Source organism: Pseudomonas quasicaspiana, from assembly GCF_021147825.1.
Taxonomy (GTDB): domain Bacteria; phylum Pseudomonadota; class Gammaproteobacteria; order Pseudomonadales; family Pseudomonadaceae; genus Aquipseudomonas; species Aquipseudomonas quasicaspiana.
On sequence record NZ_JAGTPI010000007.1, the window covers coordinates 133,357 to 151,397 of the forward strand.

The 18,041-nt window shown below is 58.1% G+C and carries 16 protein-coding genes; 9 read left to right on the forward strand and 7 right to left on the reverse strand.

The genetic code is table 11. The features are described 5' to 3' along the window. Window positions 1–2: 2 nt before the first annotated feature. The 5 genes from KDX30_RS07350 (at window position 3) to gcvH (ending at window position 5,900) form a co-directional block, all read left to right on the forward strand. Window positions 3–1,217, forward strand: a complete 1,215-nt coding sequence (locus tag KDX30_RS07350) for a 2-octaprenyl-3-methyl-6-methoxy-1,4-benzoquinol hydroxylase (RefSeq protein ID WP_161628618.1) — start codon at window positions 3–5, stop codon at window positions 1,215–1,217. A 249-nt stretch (window positions 1,218–1,466) separates the two neighbouring features. Then, complete coding sequence (locus KDX30_RS07355) at window positions 1,467–2,468, forward strand: extracellular solute-binding protein (RefSeq protein WP_099268364.1); 1,002 nt, start codon at window positions 1,467–1,469, stop codon at window positions 2,466–2,468. A gap of 146 nt (window positions 2,469–2,614) precedes the next feature. Beyond that, complete coding sequence (locus tag KDX30_RS07360) at window positions 2,615–4,231, forward strand: ABC transporter permease (RefSeq protein WP_231675389.1); 1,617 nt, start codon at window positions 2,615–2,617, stop codon at window positions 4,229–4,231. 156 nt (window positions 4,232–4,387) lie between these two features. Then, complete coding sequence (gcvT, locus tag KDX30_RS07365) at window positions 4,388–5,470, forward strand: glycine cleavage system aminomethyltransferase GcvT (protein ID WP_231675390.1); 1,083 nt, start codon at window positions 4,388–4,390, stop codon at window positions 5,468–5,470. 46 nt (window positions 5,471–5,516) lie between these two features. Then, complete coding sequence (gene gcvH, locus KDX30_RS07370) at window positions 5,517–5,900, forward strand: glycine cleavage system protein GcvH (RefSeq protein ID WP_231675391.1); 384 nt, start codon at window positions 5,517–5,519, stop codon at window positions 5,898–5,900. Between the two features lie 58 nt (window positions 5,901–5,958). On the opposite strand, the gene KDX30_RS07375 is transcribed toward gcvH, so the two are convergent. From KDX30_RS07375 to KDX30_RS07395, 5 genes are all read right to left on the reverse strand, one after another. Then, window positions 5,959–6,282, reverse strand: a complete 324-nt coding sequence (locus KDX30_RS07375; RefSeq protein ID WP_027901291.1) for a DUF2388 domain-containing protein — start codon at window positions 6,280–6,282, stop codon at window positions 5,959–5,961. 185 nt (window positions 6,283–6,467) lie between these two features. Continuing rightward, window positions 6,468–6,911 (reverse strand): NfeD family protein, encoded by a 444-nt coding sequence (locus tag KDX30_RS07380; protein WP_099268361.1) that lies wholly within the window; start codon window positions 6,909–6,911, stop codon window positions 6,468–6,470. 10 nt (window positions 6,912–6,921) lie between these two features. Continuing rightward, window positions 6,922–7,842, reverse strand: coding sequence for an SPFH domain-containing protein (locus tag KDX30_RS07385; protein WP_027901293.1), 921 nt, complete (start codon window positions 7,840–7,842; stop codon window positions 6,922–6,924). A 557-nt stretch (window positions 7,843–8,399) separates the two neighbouring features. Beyond that, window positions 8,400–10,181, reverse strand: coding sequence for a GspE/PulE family protein (locus tag KDX30_RS07390; RefSeq protein ID WP_027902033.1), 1,782 nt, complete (start codon window positions 10,179–10,181; stop codon window positions 8,400–8,402). Between the two features lie 107 nt (window positions 10,182–10,288). Continuing rightward, window positions 10,289–10,636, reverse strand: a complete 348-nt coding sequence (locus KDX30_RS07395; protein ID WP_099268360.1) for a hypothetical protein — start codon at window positions 10,634–10,636, stop codon at window positions 10,289–10,291. 139 nt (window positions 10,637–10,775) lie between these two features. Here KDX30_RS07395 and KDX30_RS07400 point away from each other — a divergent pair, with 139 nt between their 5' ends. Together KDX30_RS07400 and ppx are read left to right on the forward strand one after the other, a co-directional pair. Next, window positions 10,776–11,240: an Lrp/AsnC family transcriptional regulator gene (locus tag KDX30_RS07400; protein WP_027902031.1), complete on the forward strand. Its 465-nt coding sequence runs from the start codon at window positions 10,776–10,778 to the stop codon at window positions 11,238–11,240. Between the two features lie 231 nt (window positions 11,241–11,471). Further along, the gene (gene ppx, locus KDX30_RS07405) at window positions 11,472–12,974 is read left to right on the forward strand and encodes an exopolyphosphatase (RefSeq protein WP_027902030.1); all 1,503 of its coding nucleotides are present in this window, start codon (window positions 11,472–11,474) and stop codon (window positions 12,972–12,974) included. Here ppx and ppk1 read toward each other — a convergent pair. Both ppk1 and hemB read right to left on the reverse strand, forming a co-directional pair. Beyond that, entirely contained in the window at window positions 12,961–15,168 is a 2,208-nt protein-coding gene (ppk1, locus tag KDX30_RS07410; protein ID WP_027902029.1) for a polyphosphate kinase 1, read from the reverse strand. The two genes, ppx and ppk1, sit on opposite strands and share 14 nt — an antisense overlap. Window positions 15,169–15,184: 16 nt before the next feature. Next, window positions 15,185–16,195, reverse strand: coding sequence for a porphobilinogen synthase (hemB, locus tag KDX30_RS07415; protein WP_099268357.1), 1,011 nt, complete (start codon window positions 16,193–16,195; stop codon window positions 15,185–15,187). Window positions 16,196–16,415: 220 nt separating this feature from the next. Between hemB and KDX30_RS07420 the strand changes: the two genes are divergently transcribed. Further along, window positions 16,416–17,096, forward strand: a complete 681-nt coding sequence (locus tag KDX30_RS07420; RefSeq protein WP_231675392.1) for a DedA family protein — start codon at window positions 16,416–16,418, stop codon at window positions 17,094–17,096. Window positions 17,097–17,366: 270 nt separating this feature from the next. Then, entirely contained in the window at window positions 17,367–18,029 is a 663-nt protein-coding gene (gene elbB, locus KDX30_RS07425; RefSeq protein ID WP_122806469.1) for an isoprenoid biosynthesis glyoxalase ElbB, read from the forward strand. Window positions 18,030–18,041: the final 12 nt, after the last annotated feature.

Sequence of the window (18,041 nt, forward strand, 5' to 3'; positions counted from 1 at the left end):
AAATCCGCGCAGATCTCCTGATTGTCGGGGCCGGAATGGTCGGCAGCGCTTTGGCACTGGCTCTACAGGGCAGCGGCTTGAACGTTATCGTGGTCGATGGCGGTCCGCTGAGCGTCAAGCCATTTGACGCTCAGGCGATGTTCGAACCCCGGGTCAGCGCGTTGTCCGCGGCCAGCCAACGGATTCTGCAGCGCCTGGGCGCGTGGGAAGGCATCGCCAGTCGGCGCACCAGCCCTTACGGCGAAATGCAGGTCTGGGATGGCAGCGGCACGGGGCAGATTCACTTCTCGGCAGCCAGCGTCCACGCCGACGTGCTCGGGCATATCGTGGAAAACCGCGTTGTTCAGGACGCCCTGCTGGACCGTCTGCACGACTGCGATATCGGCCTGCTGGCCAACGCGCGACTGGAGCAAATGCGGCGCTCCGGGGATGACTGGCTGCTGACACTGGCTGACGGTCGTCTGCTGCGTGCGCCGCTGGTCATTGCCGCTGACGGTGCCAACTCTGCGGTTCGGCGTCTGACCGGTACTCAAACCCGGGAATGGGATTACCAGCATCACGCTATCGTGACCAGCGTGCGTACCAGCAACCCGCATCGCAAAACGGCCTGGCAGCGGTTTACCGACAATGGCCCACTGGCGTTCCTGCCGTTGCAGCGTGAAGGCGAGCATTGGTGCTCCATTGTCTGGTCAGTCACCCCAAAAGAAGCCGAGCGGTTGACGGCTCTGGACGATGATGCGTTCTGTCGCGAGCTTGAACAGGCCTTCGAAGGCCGTCTGGGTCCTGTGCTGGCCGTCGACCCTCGGGTGTGCGTGCCACTGCGTCAGCGCCACGCCAAGCGTTATGTCGCTGAAGGTCTGGCCTTGATCGGCGATGCCGCCCACACCATCCACCCGCTGGCCGGCCAAGGGGTGAATCTGGGCTTCCTTGACGCGGCGGTACTGGCTGAAGTGTTGTTGCATGCCAATGAGCGTGGCGAGCGACTGGCTGATGTGCGCGTGCTGAGCCGCTTCGAGCGGCGACGCATGCCTCACAATCTGGCGCTGATGGCCGCTATGGAAGGTTTCGAGCGGCTGTTTCAAGCCGACCAGTTGCCGCTGCGCTGGCTGCGCAATACAGGGCTGAAAATGGTTAATCAGATGCCGGAAGCCAAGGCGACCTTTGTGCGCCAGGCGCTGGGGTTGAGTGGGGACTTGCCGGATTTGGCGCGGTTGTAAGCCCAATGTCTTGGTAATGTGGGAGCCGGGCTTGCCCGCGATACAAACACCTCGGTGCAACAGACATATCGCGTCATCGTTCGTCGCGGGCAAGCCCGGCTCCCACAGGGAATGTGTTTGCAGGCCTACATAGAACCACCCACAAATATCTGAGCTTCTACCTCGCAACATTCTGTTACTCGTCTATCCAGACTTGGCAAATGGGATTCACTACCATTTCGCCTCATTTTGCGAACGCGAGACCTCTCCATGCAGGCAAGCAAGCGTCTTCTGGCTGCTTTGACACTGACAGTGCTCGGCAGCACCGCACAGGCTGCCGATGAGGTAGTGGTTTACTCATCCCGGATTGATGAGCTGATCAAGCCGGTGTTTGATGCGTATACCGCCAAAACCGGCGTAAAGGTCAAATTCATCACCGACAAGGAAGCGCCGCTGATGCAGCGCATCAAGGCCGAGGGCGAAAACGCCACTGCCGACCTGCTGCTCACCGTCGATGCGGGTAATCTCTGGCAAGCCGAGCAGATGGGCATTCTGCAGCCGTTCACCTCTCCGGTGATCGACGCCAACATTCCTGCGCAGTATCGCTCGTCGACCCACAGCTGGACCGGCCTGAGCCTGCGCGCCCGGACCATCGCCTATTCAACTGATCGTGTTAAGCCCGAAGAGCTGACGACCTACGAAGCCCTGGCTGGCAAGGACTGGGAGGGTCGTCTGTGCCTGCGCACAGCTAAAAAGGTTTACAACCAGTCGCTGACTGCCACGCTGATTGAAACCCATGGTGCCGAGGCCTCCGAGAAGATCCTCAAGGGCTGGGTGAACAACTTGTCCACCGACGTGTTCTCTGACGACATCGCGGTGCTGGAAGCGATTAACGCCGGTCAGTGCGATGTCGGCATCGTCAATACTTACTACTATGGCCGACTGCACAAGGAAAATCCTGATCTGGCAGTGAAGCTGTTCTGGCCGAACCAGTCAGACCGCGGCGTACACGTGAACTTGTCCGGTATCGGCCTGACCAAATATGCTCCGCACCCGGAAGCCGCCAAGGCCATGGTCGAGTGGATGACTGGTCCTGAAGCACAGGCGATCTTCGCGGGCACCAATCAGGAATTCCCGGCCAACCCGAAAGTCGCCCCATCCGAAGAAGTCGCGAGCTGGGGTCAGTTCAAGGCTGATACCATTCCGGTCGAAATTGCGGGCAAGCGCCAGGCCGAAGCGATCCGCATGATGGATCGGGTGGGCTGGAATTGATCGCAGCCTGACGCCTGCCGATGTAGGAGCGCGCTTGCCCGCGATAGCGTTTATTCAGCCGAAGAGTTTTCGACAGAAAGATAGCTATCGCGGGCAAGCGCGCTCCTACAGGCCCATGTCGTAACCATGCTTTTAAGGTCCATCCCTTGGCCCATCCCGCCCAACGCCGCTGGTATCCACTGGTCTTCGCCATCGCTGCATTGGTGCTACTGCCACTCAGCGTCTTGCTGCTTTCCTGGCAAACCATCGACATGCAGATCTGGTCCCACCTCTGGGAAACCCAGATGCCACGCCTGCTGGGCAATACGCTGACACTGGTGTTGGGAGTGGGCATCGGGGTCACGCTGCTGGGCGTCAGTCTGGCGTGGCTTACCAGCCTGTGCGAATTCCCCGGTCGGCGCTGGCTGGATTGGGCGTTGATGCTGCCGTTTGCGATTCCCGCCTATGTGCTGGCGTTTGTGTTCGTCGGGCTGCTGGATTTTGCAGGCCCCGTGCAGACTTTGCTTCGCGAGTGGTTCGGCACCGGGTTGCGACTGCCACGCGTACGCTCCACCGGCGGCGTGATCATCGTGCTGGTGTTGGTGTTCTACCCGTACGTCTATCTGCTCGCGCGCACAGCGTTTCTTGCCCAGGGCAAAGGCTTGATGGAGGCCGCCAGAGTGCTTGGCCAAACACCTTGGCAAGCGTTCTGGCGCGTCGCATTGCCCATGGCACGTCCGGCCATTGGTGCGGGTGTGGCATTGGCACTGATGGAAACCCTCGCCGATTTCGGCGCGGTGTCGGTGTTCAACTTCGATACCTTCACCACCGCGATTTATAAAACGTGGTACGGCTTCTTCAGCCTCTCCAGCGCAGCGCAACTGGCCAGCCTGTTGCTGCTGGCGGTGATGATCGTGCTCTACGGCGAACGCCGAGCCAGAGGTGCGAGCCGGGCGACCAACGAAAGGCCTCGGGTCAAGGCGCTTTACCACCTTCGCGGACTCAAAGCGGCGGCTGCCAGTTGCTGGTGCGGGCTGGTGTTCATCTGCGCCTTCGCGGTCCCGCTGTTGCAACTTACTGTCTGGGTCTGGCAACGCGGGCGCTTTGATCTGGATGAGCGTTATACCGGGCTGATCCTGCACACCTTGTATCTGGGCGGCATCGCCGCGCTGATTACCGTAAGCGTGGCACTTGTGTTGGCGTTTGCCCGCCGTCTGGCACCGACCCCAGCGATCAACTCCGGGGTTGGCTTGGCCAATCTGGGCTATGCACTGCCAGGTTCAGTGTTGGCCGTTTCTATCATGCTGGCGTTCAGTTATCTGGATCGCGTGCTGGTCATTCCGGTTTCCGGCTGGCTGGGCGGTGCAGGCAAGCCTTTGCTACTGGGCAGTCTGGCTGCGTTGCTGCTGGCTTATCTGGTGCGTTTCATTGCCGTAGCCTACGGGCCGCTTGAAAACAGCCTGTCACGCATCCGCCCTTCCCTCCCGGAAGCAGCACGCAGTCTGGGTGTCAGTGGGCCACGATTGTTTTTCAAGGTGTATCTACCGCTGCTGGTCCCTGGCGCACTCAGTGCAGCGTTGCTGGTGTTCGTCGATGTGCTCAAGGAAATGCCCGCCACCCTGCTGATGCGCCCGTTCGGCTGGGACACGCTGGCGGTGCGCATCTTCGAGATGACCAGCGAGGGCGAATGGGCCCGCGCCGCCCTGCCCGCCCTGACGCTGGTCATGGTTGGCCTGTTGCCAGTCATCGGTTTGATCCGACGCTCGGCCCGCCAATTTCGTTAGGTGCGGGTCTACAGCCTTGCGGCTACAATGCGCCGCAATCGGTGTGGTCTGTCAGACTGTTCGACATGTTGCTATCTGCTCCAAACCCCGAAACACAGGGGGCATGTCAGCGTTTTTGCCTGTCCGCACCTTCGCCACGCCCGGAAGGAGAAACCCATGGGACAGCGCACGCCGCTTTTTGACCTGCATCTCGCCCTGGGCGCGAAGATGGTCGATTTTGGTGGTTGGGACATGCCGTTGCATTATGGATCGCAGGTCGAGGAGCACCATCAGGTGCGCCGGGATTGCGGTGTGTTCGACGTCTCACACATGCATGTGATCGATGTAACCGGCAGTCAGGCAAAAACCTGGCTGCAGTATTTGCTCGCCAATGATGTCGACCGGTTGAAGGATGTGGGGCAAGCGCTATACAGCGCGATGCTCGACAACGACGGCGGGGTTATTGACGACATGATCGTTTACCTCACTGACAGCGGTTATCGTCTGGTGGTCAACGCGGCTACCGGCGACAAAGATCTCGCCTGGATGTTTGTGCATCTGAATGACTTCGATGTGCAACTGAACAAACGTAATGATCTGTCGATGCTGGCCATTCAGGGACCCCACGCCCGCGCCAGAATTGCCGAGCTGGTCACCGCCTCCCGTGCTGAACTGATCCGCCAGCTCAAGCCGTTTGAAGGGCGCGTAGACGCCAACTGGTTTATCGCACGTACCGGCTACACCGGCGAAGACGGCCTGGAAATCATTCTGCCGTCTGAACAGGCACCTGGCTTCTTCAACGATCTGGTGGGCGCTGGTATTTCTCCAATCGGTCTGGGCGCACGAGATACCCTGCGTCTTGAAGCAGGCATGAACCTGTATGGGCAGGACATCGACGAGCAAGTCACGCCTCTGGTAGCTAACATGGCCTGGACTATTGCGTGGGAGCCTGCCTCCCGCAAGTTCATCGGCCGTGCCGCTCTGGAAGCCGAGCGCGCACGGGGCATTGGCTCCAAACTGGTTGGTCTGGTGCTGGAAGAGCGCGGCGTTTTGCGCGCTCATCAAGTGGTGCGCATCGCAGAAATTGGCGAAGGAGAGATCACCAGTGGTAGTTTCTCTCCTACGCTGAGCAAGTCGATTGCCTTGGCACGCGTGCCAATGGCCACTGCTGACCGTGCCGAAGTCGAAATTCGCGGCAAATGGTACCCGGTTCGCGTGGTGAAGCCCGCGTTTGTACGTCATGGCAAAGCCCTGATCTGAATTTTCCTGGCGGGTTTACCGCTGACCCGATGTTGAGGATGACTAAATGAGCAATATCCCCGCCGAACTGCGTTTTGCTGAAAGCCACGAATGGGCAAAGAAAGAAGGTGACCTGATTGTCGTGGGCATTTCTGACCATGCTCAGGAAGCACTGGGCGACGTGGTGTTCGTTGAACTGCCGGAAATCGGCAAAGTCTTCGCCGCTGGTGATGCTGCGGGTGTCGTTGAATCGGTGAAAGCCGCTTCCGATATCTATTCGCCGATTGCTGGCGAAGTCGTGGAAGTCAACGAAGCACTGGGCGACGCGCCAGAATCGTTGAACAACGACTCTTACGGCGCATGGATTTTCAAAATCAAGCCAAGTGCTGCCGATGCTGATCTGGCGAAACTGCTGGACGCTGAAGGCTACAAGGCAGCTATCGGCGAGTAAGCCGAACGGCCAGCCATAAAAAATGCCGCTCAATGAGCGGCATTTTTTTATCTCTAAATTACTGGTTTTCAGCAACCAGATTCTTGGCCAGGATGGCGTTGGCCAGATCCATGTCCGAAGCATTCAGGCCTGGGTTCTCGCTGCGAACCTGCTGGATGGCAGCTTCCAGGAAAGGACCACGGATACCGCCGTCGCTGGCAACAAAGCTGCCTGCGTCGTCTTGAGCAGCAACGATCAGTTTGTGATCCTTGAAGGTCAGGTAAGTGGAGCCGGTAGTGGCGCCAGAAGAAATGACATCACGCCAGAACCCAGCGTCAGCCATTGCTGAACCAACCGGGAGAGAAAGCAGAGCAAACGTGGCGACAGCGAGCTTGAGACGCATGATGAGGTACTCCAACAGTGATTGTTCTGAAACTCTTGGATAGCGGGAGTGATGCGGTAGTTCCGTGGTGGATGCGACGACACCTGGAGCGCGCTTGCCCGCGATAGCAGTCTTCCAGATAGCACACCGGTGCCTGACTCAACGCTATCGCGGGCAAGCGCGCTCCTACAGGGGTCAGGTGTTATTCAAAGCGCCTCAACCCGCAATATCGCCCCATCCTGGCCGATCACCCGTACCTGACTACCGACCGGGGTATCAGGCCCGTTCACCAGCCAGACGCTGTCGCCAACCTTGATCTTGCCCCGCCCATCGACAATCTCGTTCTGAACGGTAAACACGCGACCGATCAGTTCCTGGCCGCGCATGTTCAGACCGGGCTGATCCGAGGGTCGGTTCACCGTGCGCTGACGTCGCCACCAATACAACGCGGTCAGCACCGAGGTCACCGCAAACAGCAGGAACTGAAAAGTCCAGATCATCCCTGGAATGATGAATGTCATGACCCCTACCGCTGCAGCCGCCACGCCCATCCACAGCAGATAGCCGCCCGCGCCGAATACTTCGAGAATCAGCAAGATGGTGCCCAGCCCAAGCCAGTCCCAGAACGACAGGTTTTGCAGGTATTCCATAGGGCGTGCCTCAGGACTTCTTGCTGTCGAAGGTAGCTTTGACGATTTCGCCGATACCGCCCACAGCGCCAATGACCTGACTGGCTTCAAGAGGCATGAGGATAACTTTGCTGTTGTTGGCTGAAGCCAGTTTGCCCAGTGCATCGATGTACTTTTGCGCAACGAAGTAATTGACCGCCTGGACATTGCCGCTGGCAATGGCCTCGGACACCACCTGGGTGGCGCGTGCTTCTGCTTCGGCCTGACGCTCACGCGCTTCAGATTCGAGGAAAGCGGCCTGACGACCACCTTCAGCCTCAAGAATCTGCGCCTGCTTCTTGCCTTCGGCAGTCAGAATCGCCGCCGCTCGCAGACCCTCGGCTTCGAGGATTTGCGCGCGCTTGATCCGCTCGGCCTTCATCTGACCACTCATCGCCGCCATCAGGTCGTCAGGCGGGCTGATGTCCTTGATTTCGATACGGGTGATCTTGATGCCCCACGGGGCCGTCGCTTCATCCACGGTACGCAGCAGGCGCTCGTTGATGTTGTCACGCTGGCTGAGCATTGCGTCCAGCTCCATGGAGCCGAGCACGGTACGGATGTTGGTTTGCAGAAGATTGCGAATGGCATGCTCGAGGTTGTTCACCTCGTAGGCCGCCTGCGCGGTGTTCACGACCTGGAAGAAACACACAGCGTCGATCTGTACCGTCGCGTTGTCAGCCGTGATGACTTCCTGAGGCGGGATGTCGAGCACGCTTTCCATGACATTGATTTTGCGTCCGATGCGATCCATCACCGGCACGATGATGTTCAGACCCGGCTTGAGGGTTGTGGTGTATCGACCAAAGCGCTCGACCGTCCATTGGTAGCCCTGCGGCACAACCTTGAAGCCCATGAATACGATGGCGATCGCCAGCGCAACGAAGAGTAAAACCACACTGCCTAGTTGCATAACATTTCCCTGTTGGTTACGAACGTTTATCAGGGGGCTATTTAGTCAGACTTTGGCTACAGAAAGCCAATGATTCAAAGGAATATTGGTTCTGGATATGAGTGATTTCTTAAGAGCGGCGCTATCCAGCGGGACCGAATTTATTCGGGAAGGCGGTATTTCAGGAGATAAATAGCCTGCGGATGTACCGCCCTCTTCGCGAATGAATTCGCTCCCACCGGGATCACCCCTTGCAGGCCAACATAGGATCTCCCAGAGATAACCATCTCAGGTGGATCGCAAATCCCTGTGGGAGCCGGGCTTGCCCGCGATACTGGCGACGCGGTTTCATGGCCATACCGCGTCATCGTCCATCGCGAGCAAGCTCAGCTCCCACAGGTTGGTAGCATCTCAAGCTTATGCAAAAACTGTGGGACCGAATTTATTCGGGAAAGGGCCGGCAGATTCAACACTTCCGTCGCCTGACATGACGCATTCGCGAATGAATTCGCTCCCATCGGGATTGGGTTTGCGAGCCTAAATCGGATCTCACACCGCGAGCCGCGCTCCAGACGACCTCAGCGCTGTTCGCTCTGCGGCGTCACGCGTAGCACTTCTTCAAGTGTGGTCAGCCCCGCCGAGACTTTCTGTGCGCCGGACAAGCGCAAACTGCGCATGCCCTCTTTGAACGCCTGGCGACGCATCGCGGTAAGGTCAAGGTCGGCGCTGATCAAACCTTGCACGCCATCGGACATCAGCATGATCTCGTACACCCCGGCACGGCCACGGTAGCCGGTGTCACGGCACTCCACGCAACCTACTGCCCGGTGCGCGCCGGCCGGCACAGGCGCTTGCCATGGTCGGGTCAGGCTCTGCCAGTCGCCCTCATCCAGTTGCACCGGTGCCTTGCAGTGCGGACACAGAGTTCGCACCAGTCTCTGAGCCATGACCCCAAGAATGGTCGCCTTGAGCAAGTAATGCGGTACGCCAAGTTCCAGCATCCGGCTGATCGCACTGGGTGCGTCGTTGGTGTGCAGCGTCGAGAGCACCAAGTGACCGGTAAGCGCGGCCTGGATCGCCATCTCCGCAGTCTCGAGATCACGAATCTCGCCGATCATGATGATGTCCGGGTCTTGCCGCATCAACGCACGGACACCGCTGGCAAACGACAGATCGATGTTGTGCTGGACCTGCATCTGATTGAATGCGGGCTCGACCATCTCGATAGGGTCTTCGATGGTGCACAGGTTGACCTCTGACGTCGCGAGCATCTTGAGCGTGGTGTAAAGCGTGGTGGTCTTGCCAGAACCGGTCGGCCCGGTGACCAGAATGATGCCGTTGGGCTGACGGGTCATGCCCTCCCAGCGGCGCAGGTCGTCGCTGGAAAACCCGAGCTGGTCGAAGTTTTTCAGCAGTACATCCGGATCGAAGATCCGCATGACCATTTTTTCCCCAAACGCCGTCGGCAGTGTTGAAAGACGAAGCTCAACCTCGCCGCCATCAGGGGTGCTGGTTTTAACCCGTCCGTCCTGCGGCTTGCGCTTCTCGGCAACATTCATACGACCAAGGCTTTTCAGGCGACTGACGATAGCCATGGTCACTTGCGCGGGGAATTGATAAACGTTGTGCAGCACGCCGTCGATGCGAAAACGCACCGTGCCCTGCTCACGGCGGGGCTCGATATGGATATCACTGGCGCGCTGCTGGAAAGCGTACTGGAACAACCAGTCGACGATATTGACGATGTGCGCGTCGTTCGCATCGGGTTCCTGGTCACTGGCACCCAGCTTGAGTAACTGTTCGAAGTTGCCCATGCCACTGATTTTCTGATCCGTCGCGGCAGCGCCGCTGACGGACTTGGCCAGCCGATAAAACTCAACGGCCAGCCGCTGAATATCGACCGGATTGGCCACCACACGCCGTATTGGCAGTTTCAGCACGTGGGTCAGGTCAGCTTCCCAGCCATGCACATAGGGCTGCGCGCTGGCGATGGTCACTGAGTCATGATCGACCGCCACCGCCAGAATCTTGTGGCGTTGCGCAAAGGCGTAAGACATCAAAGGCGTGACCGAAGCGACCTTGATCTTCAGCGGGTCGATCCGCAAATAAGGCTGCCCGCTTTGGGCCGCGAGCCAGGCAGTCAGGGTTTCCAGATCCAGCTTGCGCCCCGGTCGTTTGAGGTCATCGAGCTGTTGCGCAGCGATAAACTCAAGCGGATGCAGTTGCAGGTTCGCGGCACTGCGCCTGTGGGTCAGTGCAATCTCGGCACTGTTCTGATCGATAAACCCTTCAGCGACCAGATCGCGCAGCAGATCATTCAGATCCAGCCAACGATCCTGTGATGAGGCGTGAACTGACATGCGGATTCCTTTGGACAATTCGGCTCAAACGAACCAAGCGTAGCCCCCAGCGTGTCAGTTATTTCGGCATATGCGTACACATGAGTTACGTTTTTTTTCTGCCAGGCTTAACCGACGGCGAGGGAAACCGTTGTGTTTGAGACGTAAGGCTGGGCCAGTTGTTCCAATTCTACCGAGCAGACGTTGATCAGGCTGCGCATTTTTTCCGCAATCACCTGCGCCCGGTGCCAGGTCAGATTAGCGATCTCAACGTCGATACCCAACACGTCGTCCTCCTGCATCACGTTGACCTGATGAGGGATCAGGTACTGCATCGCAAAGAGATTCAGCACTCGGCACAGTGAATCGGCCTCAGCCTCGACCAGAATCTTATAACGCGCGCAGCAATGGGCATTGTCAGCCGCCCAGGTATCCGGACGTTGCGACAGTGAAGTAACGGCTTCGAGATTGGGCATGCTGACCTCTGCGATTTAGAGGGTTAAGTGACTGAAAGAAATTCTTGCATGCGGAAAAAGAAATTTCTGGTCCATCCTTGATTGATTTAATCTCTTTCCGACTTGTTAATGCGCCATATCTCCATAGAGAGAAATAGTTATGCAAACCGAACTGGATGCTTATGATCGCAAAATTCTTGCGCTGCTTCAGGAGGACGCGTCCCTGTCCAGTGCGCAAATCGCCGAGCAGGTGGGGTTATCCCAATCGCCGTGCTGGCGCAGGATTCAGCGGCTCAAGGATGAAGGGGTCATTCGTCGACAGGTATCGCTGCTGGACCGCAAGAAGATCGGTCTCAATACGCAGATCTTTGCCGAGGTGAAGCTCAATGCTCACGGTCGCTCGAACTTCACCGAGTTTACCGAGGCCATTCGCGGCTTTCCTGAAGTGCTGGAGTGCTATGTGCTGATGGGGTCGGTGGATTTCCTGCTGCGTATCGTGACGCCGGACATTGAGGCGTACGAGCGGTTCTTCTTTGAAAAGCTTTCGCTGGTGCCGGGCATTCAGGAAGTGAATTCGACGGTTGCCCTGTCGGAGATCAAGTCCACGACCAGCTTGCCGGTTTGATACTCCGTTTGTGGGAGCCGAGCTTGCTCGCGATAAGAACACCGCAATATCCGAATATGATGGTGCTCTTATCGCGGGCAAGCCCAGCTCCCACAGGTACGCGTCAGGCCTGCCAATAAACTGATCCAGACCACCGATATTGCAGGCCAAGCGCCAGCTTCAAAGCTTCGCGTTGGCGGCAGCCATGGATCGTGGCACGATGGCGCGGTTATCGACCGAGATTTTCTGATCATGCCGCAATCCAAAGCCAAGAATCTTTCCCTGATCGCTGCCATTGACCTGGGCTCGAACAGCTTCCACATGGTGGTAGCTCAAGCCAACTCCGGGGATATCCGCATCCTGGAACGCCTCGGAGAGAAGGTTCAACTGGCGGCTGGCATCAACGAAGAGCGACACCTCAACGAAGAATCCATGCAGCGAGGGCTCGACTGCCTCAAGCGTTTTGCCCAACTGATCAACGGTCTGCCGTTGGGTGCGGTCCGCATCGTGGGTACCAACGCCCTGCGCGAAGCGCGTAACCGTAATGAATTCATCGTTCGCGCCGAGGAAATTCTCGGCCATCCGGTAGAAGTGATTTCGGGCCGCGAAGAAGCCCGCCTGATTTATCTCGGTGTGTCTCATACCCTGGCGGATACCCCCGGCAAACGTCTGGTGGCGGACATCGGCGGTGGCAGTACCGAGTTCATCATCGGTCAGCGCTTTGAACCCCTGCTGCGCGAAAGCCTGCAGATGGGTTGCGTAAGCTTCACCCAGCGCTACTTCAAGGACGGCAAGATCACTCCGGCACGTTATGCACAGGCCTATACCGCCGCGCGCCTGGAGATCATGAGCATTGAACACGCCCTGCATCGTCTGAAGTGGGATGAGGCGATCGGTTCGTCGGGCACCATCCGTGCGATCGGTCTGGCGCTCAAGGCCAACGGTCAGGGCTCGGGTGAAGTGAATGCCGACGGCCTTGCATGGCTCAAGCGCAAACTGTTCAAACTGGGCGATGTAGAGAAGATTGACTTCGACGGCATCAAGCCTGATCGCCGCTCGATCTTCCCGGCAGGCCTGGCGATCCTTGAAGCGATCTTCGACGCGCTGGAACTGCAGCGCATGGATCACTGCGAAGGCGCGCTGCGGGAAGGTGTGTTGTATGACCTGATGGGCCGTCATCACCATGAAGACGTCCGTGAGCGCACGCTAAGCTCGCTGATGGAGCGTTATCACGTTGACCTTGAACAGGCTGCTCGTGTGGAGCGAAAGGCCCTGCACGCCCTTGAGCAGGTCGCTCATGCCTGGGATCTGGAAGATGACAGCTACCGGGAACTGCTCAGTTGGGCAGCCAAGGTCCACGAAGTCGGTCTCGACATCGCCCACTACCACTACCACAAGCATGGCGCTTACCTGATCGAGCACTCCGACCTGTCGGGTTTCTCCCGGGAAGACCAGCAAATGCTTGCGCTGCTGGTGCGCGGCCACCGCCGTAATATTCCCAAGGACAAGTTTGCCGAGTTCGGCGCAGAGGGCGAAAAACTGATTCGTCTGTGCGTGCTGCTGCGCTTCGCGATCCTGTTCCACCACATTCGCGGCGTGCAGGAAATGCCACAGCCGGTGCTCACCGCCAGCGGCAACAATCTTGATGTGGTATTCCCGGAAGGCTGGCTGGAAAACAACCAACTGACCCAGGCCGACTTCGCGCTGGAAGCGGAGTGGCTGACCCGGGTCGGTATCGTCCTCAGCGTACGCTGAGGACCGGGTTGCTCAGGCGCTCCAACAGGGTCGCCTGAACGTTGCGAGCATTCTGATTGCCGGTCGGCGTGCTCCGCACGTAGGTGCCATCTGGCTGCAAGAGCCAGCTGTGGGTGTTGTCGGTTAGATAAAGCTCGAGCTCTTTCTTCACGCGCAGGATTAACTTCTTGCCCTCTACCGGGAAGCAAGTCTCGACGCGCTTGTCGAGGTTGCGCTCCATCCAGTCGGCACTCGACAGATACATCTGCTCGTCGCCGCCATTGAGGAAGTAGAACACCCGGGTGTGCTCCAGGAAGCGGCCGATGATCGAGCGCACATGGATGTTGTGGGACACGCCCGGAATACCTGGCCGCAGACAGCACATGCCACGCACCACCAGATCAATACGTACGCCAGACTGACTGGCCTTGTACAGCGCACGGATGATCTTCGGATCGGTCAGCGAATTGAACTTGGCAATGATATGCGCCGGCTTGCCGTCCACAGCGAACTGGGTTTCCCGGGCAATCATGTCGAGCATGCCCTTCTTCAGCGTGAACGGCGCATGCAGCAGTTTCTTCATGCGCAGGGTTTTACCCATGCCGATCAACTGACTGAACATTTTGCCGACGTCTTCGCATAGAGCATCGTCGGAGGTCAGCAGGCTGTAGTCGGTGTACAGACGGGCGTTACCGGCGTGGTAGTTACCGGTACCCAAGTGCGCATAGCGAACAATCTCGCCTGCCTCGCGACGCAGGATCAGCATCATCTTGGCGTGGGTCTTGAAGCCCACCACACCGTAGATCACCACCGCACCGGCAGCTTGTAGACGGCTGGCCAGTTGCAGGTTGGACTCTTCATCAAAGCGCGCACGCAACTCGATCACCGCGGTGACCTCTTTACCGTTACGGGCCGCGTCTACCAGCGCATCAACGATTTCCGAGTTGGCACCGCTGCGATACAGCGTCTGACGGACGGCCAGGACGTGGGGGTCCTTGGCGGCCTGACGCAGCAGATCGACCACTGGCGTGAAGGATTCGTAGGGATGCAGCAGCAGAATGTCCTGCTTGCTGATGACGCTGAAAATGTTCTCGCTGTTTTGCAGCAGTTTCGGAATGGCCGGGGTAAACGGCTGGTATTGCAGCTCCGGATGGCTGTCCAGACCGGTAATGCTGAACAGACGCGTCAGGTTGACCGGGCCGTTGACCTGATACAACTCGGACTCGGACAGGTTGAACTGCTTGAGCAGGTAGTCAGACAGGTGCTTTGGACAGGTGTCGGCCACTTCCAGACGCACTGCATCACCATAACGACGGGAGAACAACTCGCCACGCAGCGCGCGGGCAAGGTCTTCCACATCTTCAGAATCCAGCGCCAGGTCGGCGTTACGGGTCAGACGGAACTGATAACAGCCCTTGACCTTCATGCCCTGGAACAGATCGTCCGCGTGAGCATGGATCATCGACGACAGGAACACGAAGTTATCCCCAGCGCCGCCGACGTCTTCCGGCACCTTGATCACACGCGGCAACAGGCGCGGAGCCGGAATGATCGCCAGACCGGAGTCACGACCGAAAGCATCGATGCCTTCCAGTTCGACGATGAAGTTCAGGCTCTTGTTAACCAGCAGCGGGAACGGGTGAGTCGGGTCCAGGCCGATTGGCGTGATGATCGGTGCGATTTCGTCACGGAAATAACGACGAACCCAGGCTTTGAGCTTGGCTGTCCAGTGACGGCGACGAATGAAGCGCACCTGATGCTTTTCAAGCTCAGGCAGCAGAATGTCATTGAGGATCGCATATTGGCGATCAACGTGGCCGTGCACCAGTTCACTGATGCGGGCCAGCGCCTGATGCGGCTGCAGACCATCGGCACCGGCTTGTTCGCGGGCGAACGTGATCTGCTTTTTCAGACCGGCGACACGAATTTCGAAGAACTCATCGAGGTTGCTGGAAAAGATCAGCAGAAACTTGAGCCGCTCCAGCAACGGATAGGACTCATCCAGTGCCTGTTCCAACACGCGAATGTTGAACTTGAGCTGCGAGAGTTCACGATGGATGTACAGACTGCTGTCATCCAGATTCGGCACGACAAGGGCCGGAACCGGTGGCGTCTCGACGATTGCGGGTAAAACCTCAATGCTTGGCTCGACCACAGTCAGAACTTCCTGATCGTTGACTTCAACAGCAGCTTCGGTGAGTCCTTCGGTATTCATGAATGTTCCTGTACGGCTATTGCCCTTTTAACAATTCTGCAGCGCGGACGGCGAAATAAGTGAGGATGCCGTCAGCCCCTGCGCGTTTGAAAGCGGTGAGCGATTCAAGAATGACGCCTTCACTCAGCCAGCCATTCTGGATGGCGGCCATGTGCATCGCGTACTCGCCGCTGACCTGATAAACAAATGTCGGCACTTTGAACTCATCCTTGACCCGATGAAGGATGTCCAGATAAGGCATGCCCGGTTTGACCATGACCATGTCCGCGCCTTCAGCCAGATCCGCGGCCACTTCGTGCAGCGCTTCATCGCTGTTGGCCGGATCCATTTGGTAGGACGCTTTGTTGGCCTTGCCCAGATTCAATGCTGAGCCGACCGCATCGCGGAATGGCCCGTAATAAGCGCTGGCATACTTGGCTGAGTAAGCCATGATCCGCACGTTGACGTGCCCGGCCAGTTCCAGTGCTTCGCGAATGGCCTGAATCCGACCGTCCATCATGTCGGAAGGCGCCACAACCTGCGCACCGGCATCGGCGTGGGACAAAGCTTGTTTGACCAGCGCATCGACAGTGATGTCGTTCTGCACGTAGCCTTCTTCGTCGAGAATCCCGTCCTGACCATGGGTCGTGAACGGATCAAGTGCCACGTCAGTGATGACGCCCAACTCCGGGAAACGGTCACGCAGCGCGCGGGTGGCACGCTGGGCAATACCGTCCGGATTCCAGGCTTCGGCGCCATCCAGGGTTTTCTTCTCGACCGGCGTCACAGGGAACAGCGCCAGCGCTGGAATACCCAGTGCAACCCATTTCTGCGCCTCTTCCAGCAGCAGATCGATGCTCAGGCGCTCGACGCCAGGCATCGAAGTCACTTCTTCACGACGGTTTTCACCATCGAGTACAAATACGGGAAGGATCAGGTCATCGACAGTCAAAACGTTTTCACGGACCAGACGACGAGAAAAATCATCGCGACGATTGCGACGCAGGCGGGTAAGAGGAAAGAGGCGATTGGCGGGGGTAAAGCTCACGGCGAGACTCCTGAGCCCGCGTACACGGGCAAGCGTGACAGTTATAAGCGGCCATTATGACTAATGTGTGACAGTCGTGGGCCAGCATGCGACTCGGGGCCGCAGTTGAGGTATTTGCCATTGTCCTTGTAGGAAAGATTCACGTCGAGACACATTTCCACACTTTCCTGAATGCCTTGGCCGAGTTAGGCTGCGCGTTCATTTCGCCAGCATCCAGACAATGCTCCAGAATTTCTTGCACGAATTTGGCTACTTCGCCCTCTTCATCGGCACCTTCTTTGAAGGCGAGACCATTCTGGTTCTCGCTGGATTCCTGGCGTTCCGTGAATACATGGACATCAAACTGGTCGTGGTCGTGGCTTTCTTCGGAAGCTATGCAGGTGACCAGCTCTGGTACTACATGGGGCGCAGGCACGGCCGCAAAATCCTGGCGCGCAAGCCGCGATGGCAGCTCATGGGCGACAAGGCGCTGGCGCATATACGCAGGCACCCGGATCTCTGGGTATTAAGCTTCCGCTTTGTCTACGGCTTGCGAACAGTCATGCCCGTAGCCATTGGTCTGTCAGGCTATCCGCCACTGCGCTATCTGATCCTCAACGGTATCGGTGCGGCTGTCTGGGCTGCGGCGCTGGGTTATGCGGCGTACCATTTCGGCGCAGTGCTAGAAGGCATGCTGGGCAATATCAAGAAGTATGAATTGTGGGTGCTTGGCGCATTACTGGTACTCGGGTTCGCCCTCTGGCTGCGTCGTCGTTTCAAGAACGCGCGTATCGCCCGGGAAGAAGCCGCCGCTGCCTCCATGGCAGCAGCGGCCGAAGCTGATGCCGGCGTCGTTAGCCCGGTTCCGGCTGAGGTCACCGTTGACGTCCCTGCCGACAGCAAGAAGCACGGCGACCGCTAGCGCCACCACGAGCGCAATGCTCCGGCATTGCGCTCGCCTGTAAGTCCCCTCCTCATGCCCCATTGGAATGCTTTTCTGTAGCTGCCAAAGGCTGCGAAAGCATTCAGCCTGACACACCGCCATCGCAGCCTTCGGCAGCTCCTACAAGTAAATCGTTTTCTGCGCGGTTTCAGAACGCAGTGCATTGGATTGAATCCCCGCCCCAGACGCTTGTCCCAAGATCAGGTAAAAGTCTTGAGCAGACCGCTGCGCTCGATAGGGAGAATGATCATGCAAAAGAAAGTCGCCGTGATTTTGTCCGGCTGTGGCGTCTATGACGGCGCGGAAATTCATGAAAGCGTGCTGACACTGCTGCGCCTTGATCAACGCGGCGCAGCCGTCCAGTGTTTTGCGCCAAACATCACTCAGCATCACGTGATCAATCACCTGACGGGCGAAGAGATGCCGGAGACCCGCAACGTGCTGGTGGAATCAGCCCGGATCGCTCGCGGCGCCATCGAGGATATTCGTGAAGCAGACGTTACCCGGTTTGATGCACTGATCATTCCCGGTGGTTTCGGTGCAGCCAAGAATCTCTCCGACTTCGCCACTGCTGGGGCGGATTGCAAGGTGCAGGCTGAAGTCCTGGCACTGGCAGAAGCATTCGCCGAGGCTGGCAAGCCGGTCGGGCTGATCTGCATCAGCCCCGCTTTGGCCGCCAAAATTTATGGCCCGGGCGTAACCTGCACCATCGGCAACGACGCCGAGACCGCACAGGCCATCACCCTCATGAAGGGTGAACACCAGGAATGCGAAGTGACCGATATCGTCGAAGACCAAGCCCGCAAGCTGGTCAGCACGCCGGCTTATATGGTCGCCAAAACCATCGGCGAGGCAGCCGCCGGGATTAACAAGCTGGTGGACCGGGTGCTGGAGTTGACGCACGAAGGGTAGATTCTGGATCAA

What these genes read in the sequence shown, in the direction of transcription:
- KDX30_RS07355 (WP_099268364.1), top strand. Translation starts at nt 1,467, where the DNA reads ATGCAGGCAAGCAAGCGTCTTCTGGCTGCTTTGACACTGACAGTGCTC.
- KDX30_RS07385 (WP_027901293.1), bottom strand. Translation starts at nt 7,842, where the DNA reads ATGCAACTAGGCAGTGTGGTTTTACTCTTCGTTGCGCTGGCGATCGCC.
- gcvT (WP_231675390.1), top strand. Translation starts at nt 4,388, where the DNA reads ATGGGACAGCGCACGCCGCTTTTTGACCTGCATCTCGCCCTGGGCGCG.
- KDX30_RS07380 (WP_099268361.1), bottom strand. Translation starts at nt 6,911, where the DNA reads ATGGAATACCTGCAAAACCTGTCGTTCTGGGACTGGCTTGGGCTGGGC.
- KDX30_RS07400 (WP_027902031.1), top strand. Translation starts at nt 10,776, where the DNA reads ATGCAAACCGAACTGGATGCTTATGATCGCAAAATTCTTGCGCTGCTT.
- KDX30_RS07390 (WP_027902033.1), bottom strand. Translation starts at nt 10,181, where the DNA reads ATGTCAGTTCACGCCTCATCACAGGATCGTTGGCTGGATCTGAATGAT.
- KDX30_RS07395 (WP_099268360.1), bottom strand. Translation starts at nt 10,636, where the DNA reads ATGCCCAATCTCGAAGCCGTTACTTCACTGTCGCAACGTCCGGATACC.
- ppk1 (WP_027902029.1), bottom strand. Translation starts at nt 15,168, where the DNA reads ATGAATACCGAAGGACTCACCGAAGCTGCTGTTGAAGTCAACGATCAG.
- KDX30_RS07420 (WP_231675392.1), top strand. Translation starts at nt 16,416, where the DNA reads ATGCTCCAGAATTTCTTGCACGAATTTGGCTACTTCGCCCTCTTCATC.
- ppx (WP_027902030.1), top strand. Translation starts at nt 11,472, where the DNA reads ATGCCGCAATCCAAAGCCAAGAATCTTTCCCTGATCGCTGCCATTGAC.
- KDX30_RS07375 (WP_027901291.1), bottom strand. Translation starts at nt 6,282, where the DNA reads ATGCGTCTCAAGCTCGCTGTCGCCACGTTTGCTCTGCTTTCTCTCCCG.
- gcvH (WP_231675391.1), top strand. Translation starts at nt 5,517, where the DNA reads ATGAGCAATATCCCCGCCGAACTGCGTTTTGCTGAAAGCCACGAATGG.
- elbB (WP_122806469.1), top strand. Translation starts at nt 17,367, where the DNA reads ATGCAAAAGAAAGTCGCCGTGATTTTGTCCGGCTGTGGCGTCTATGAC.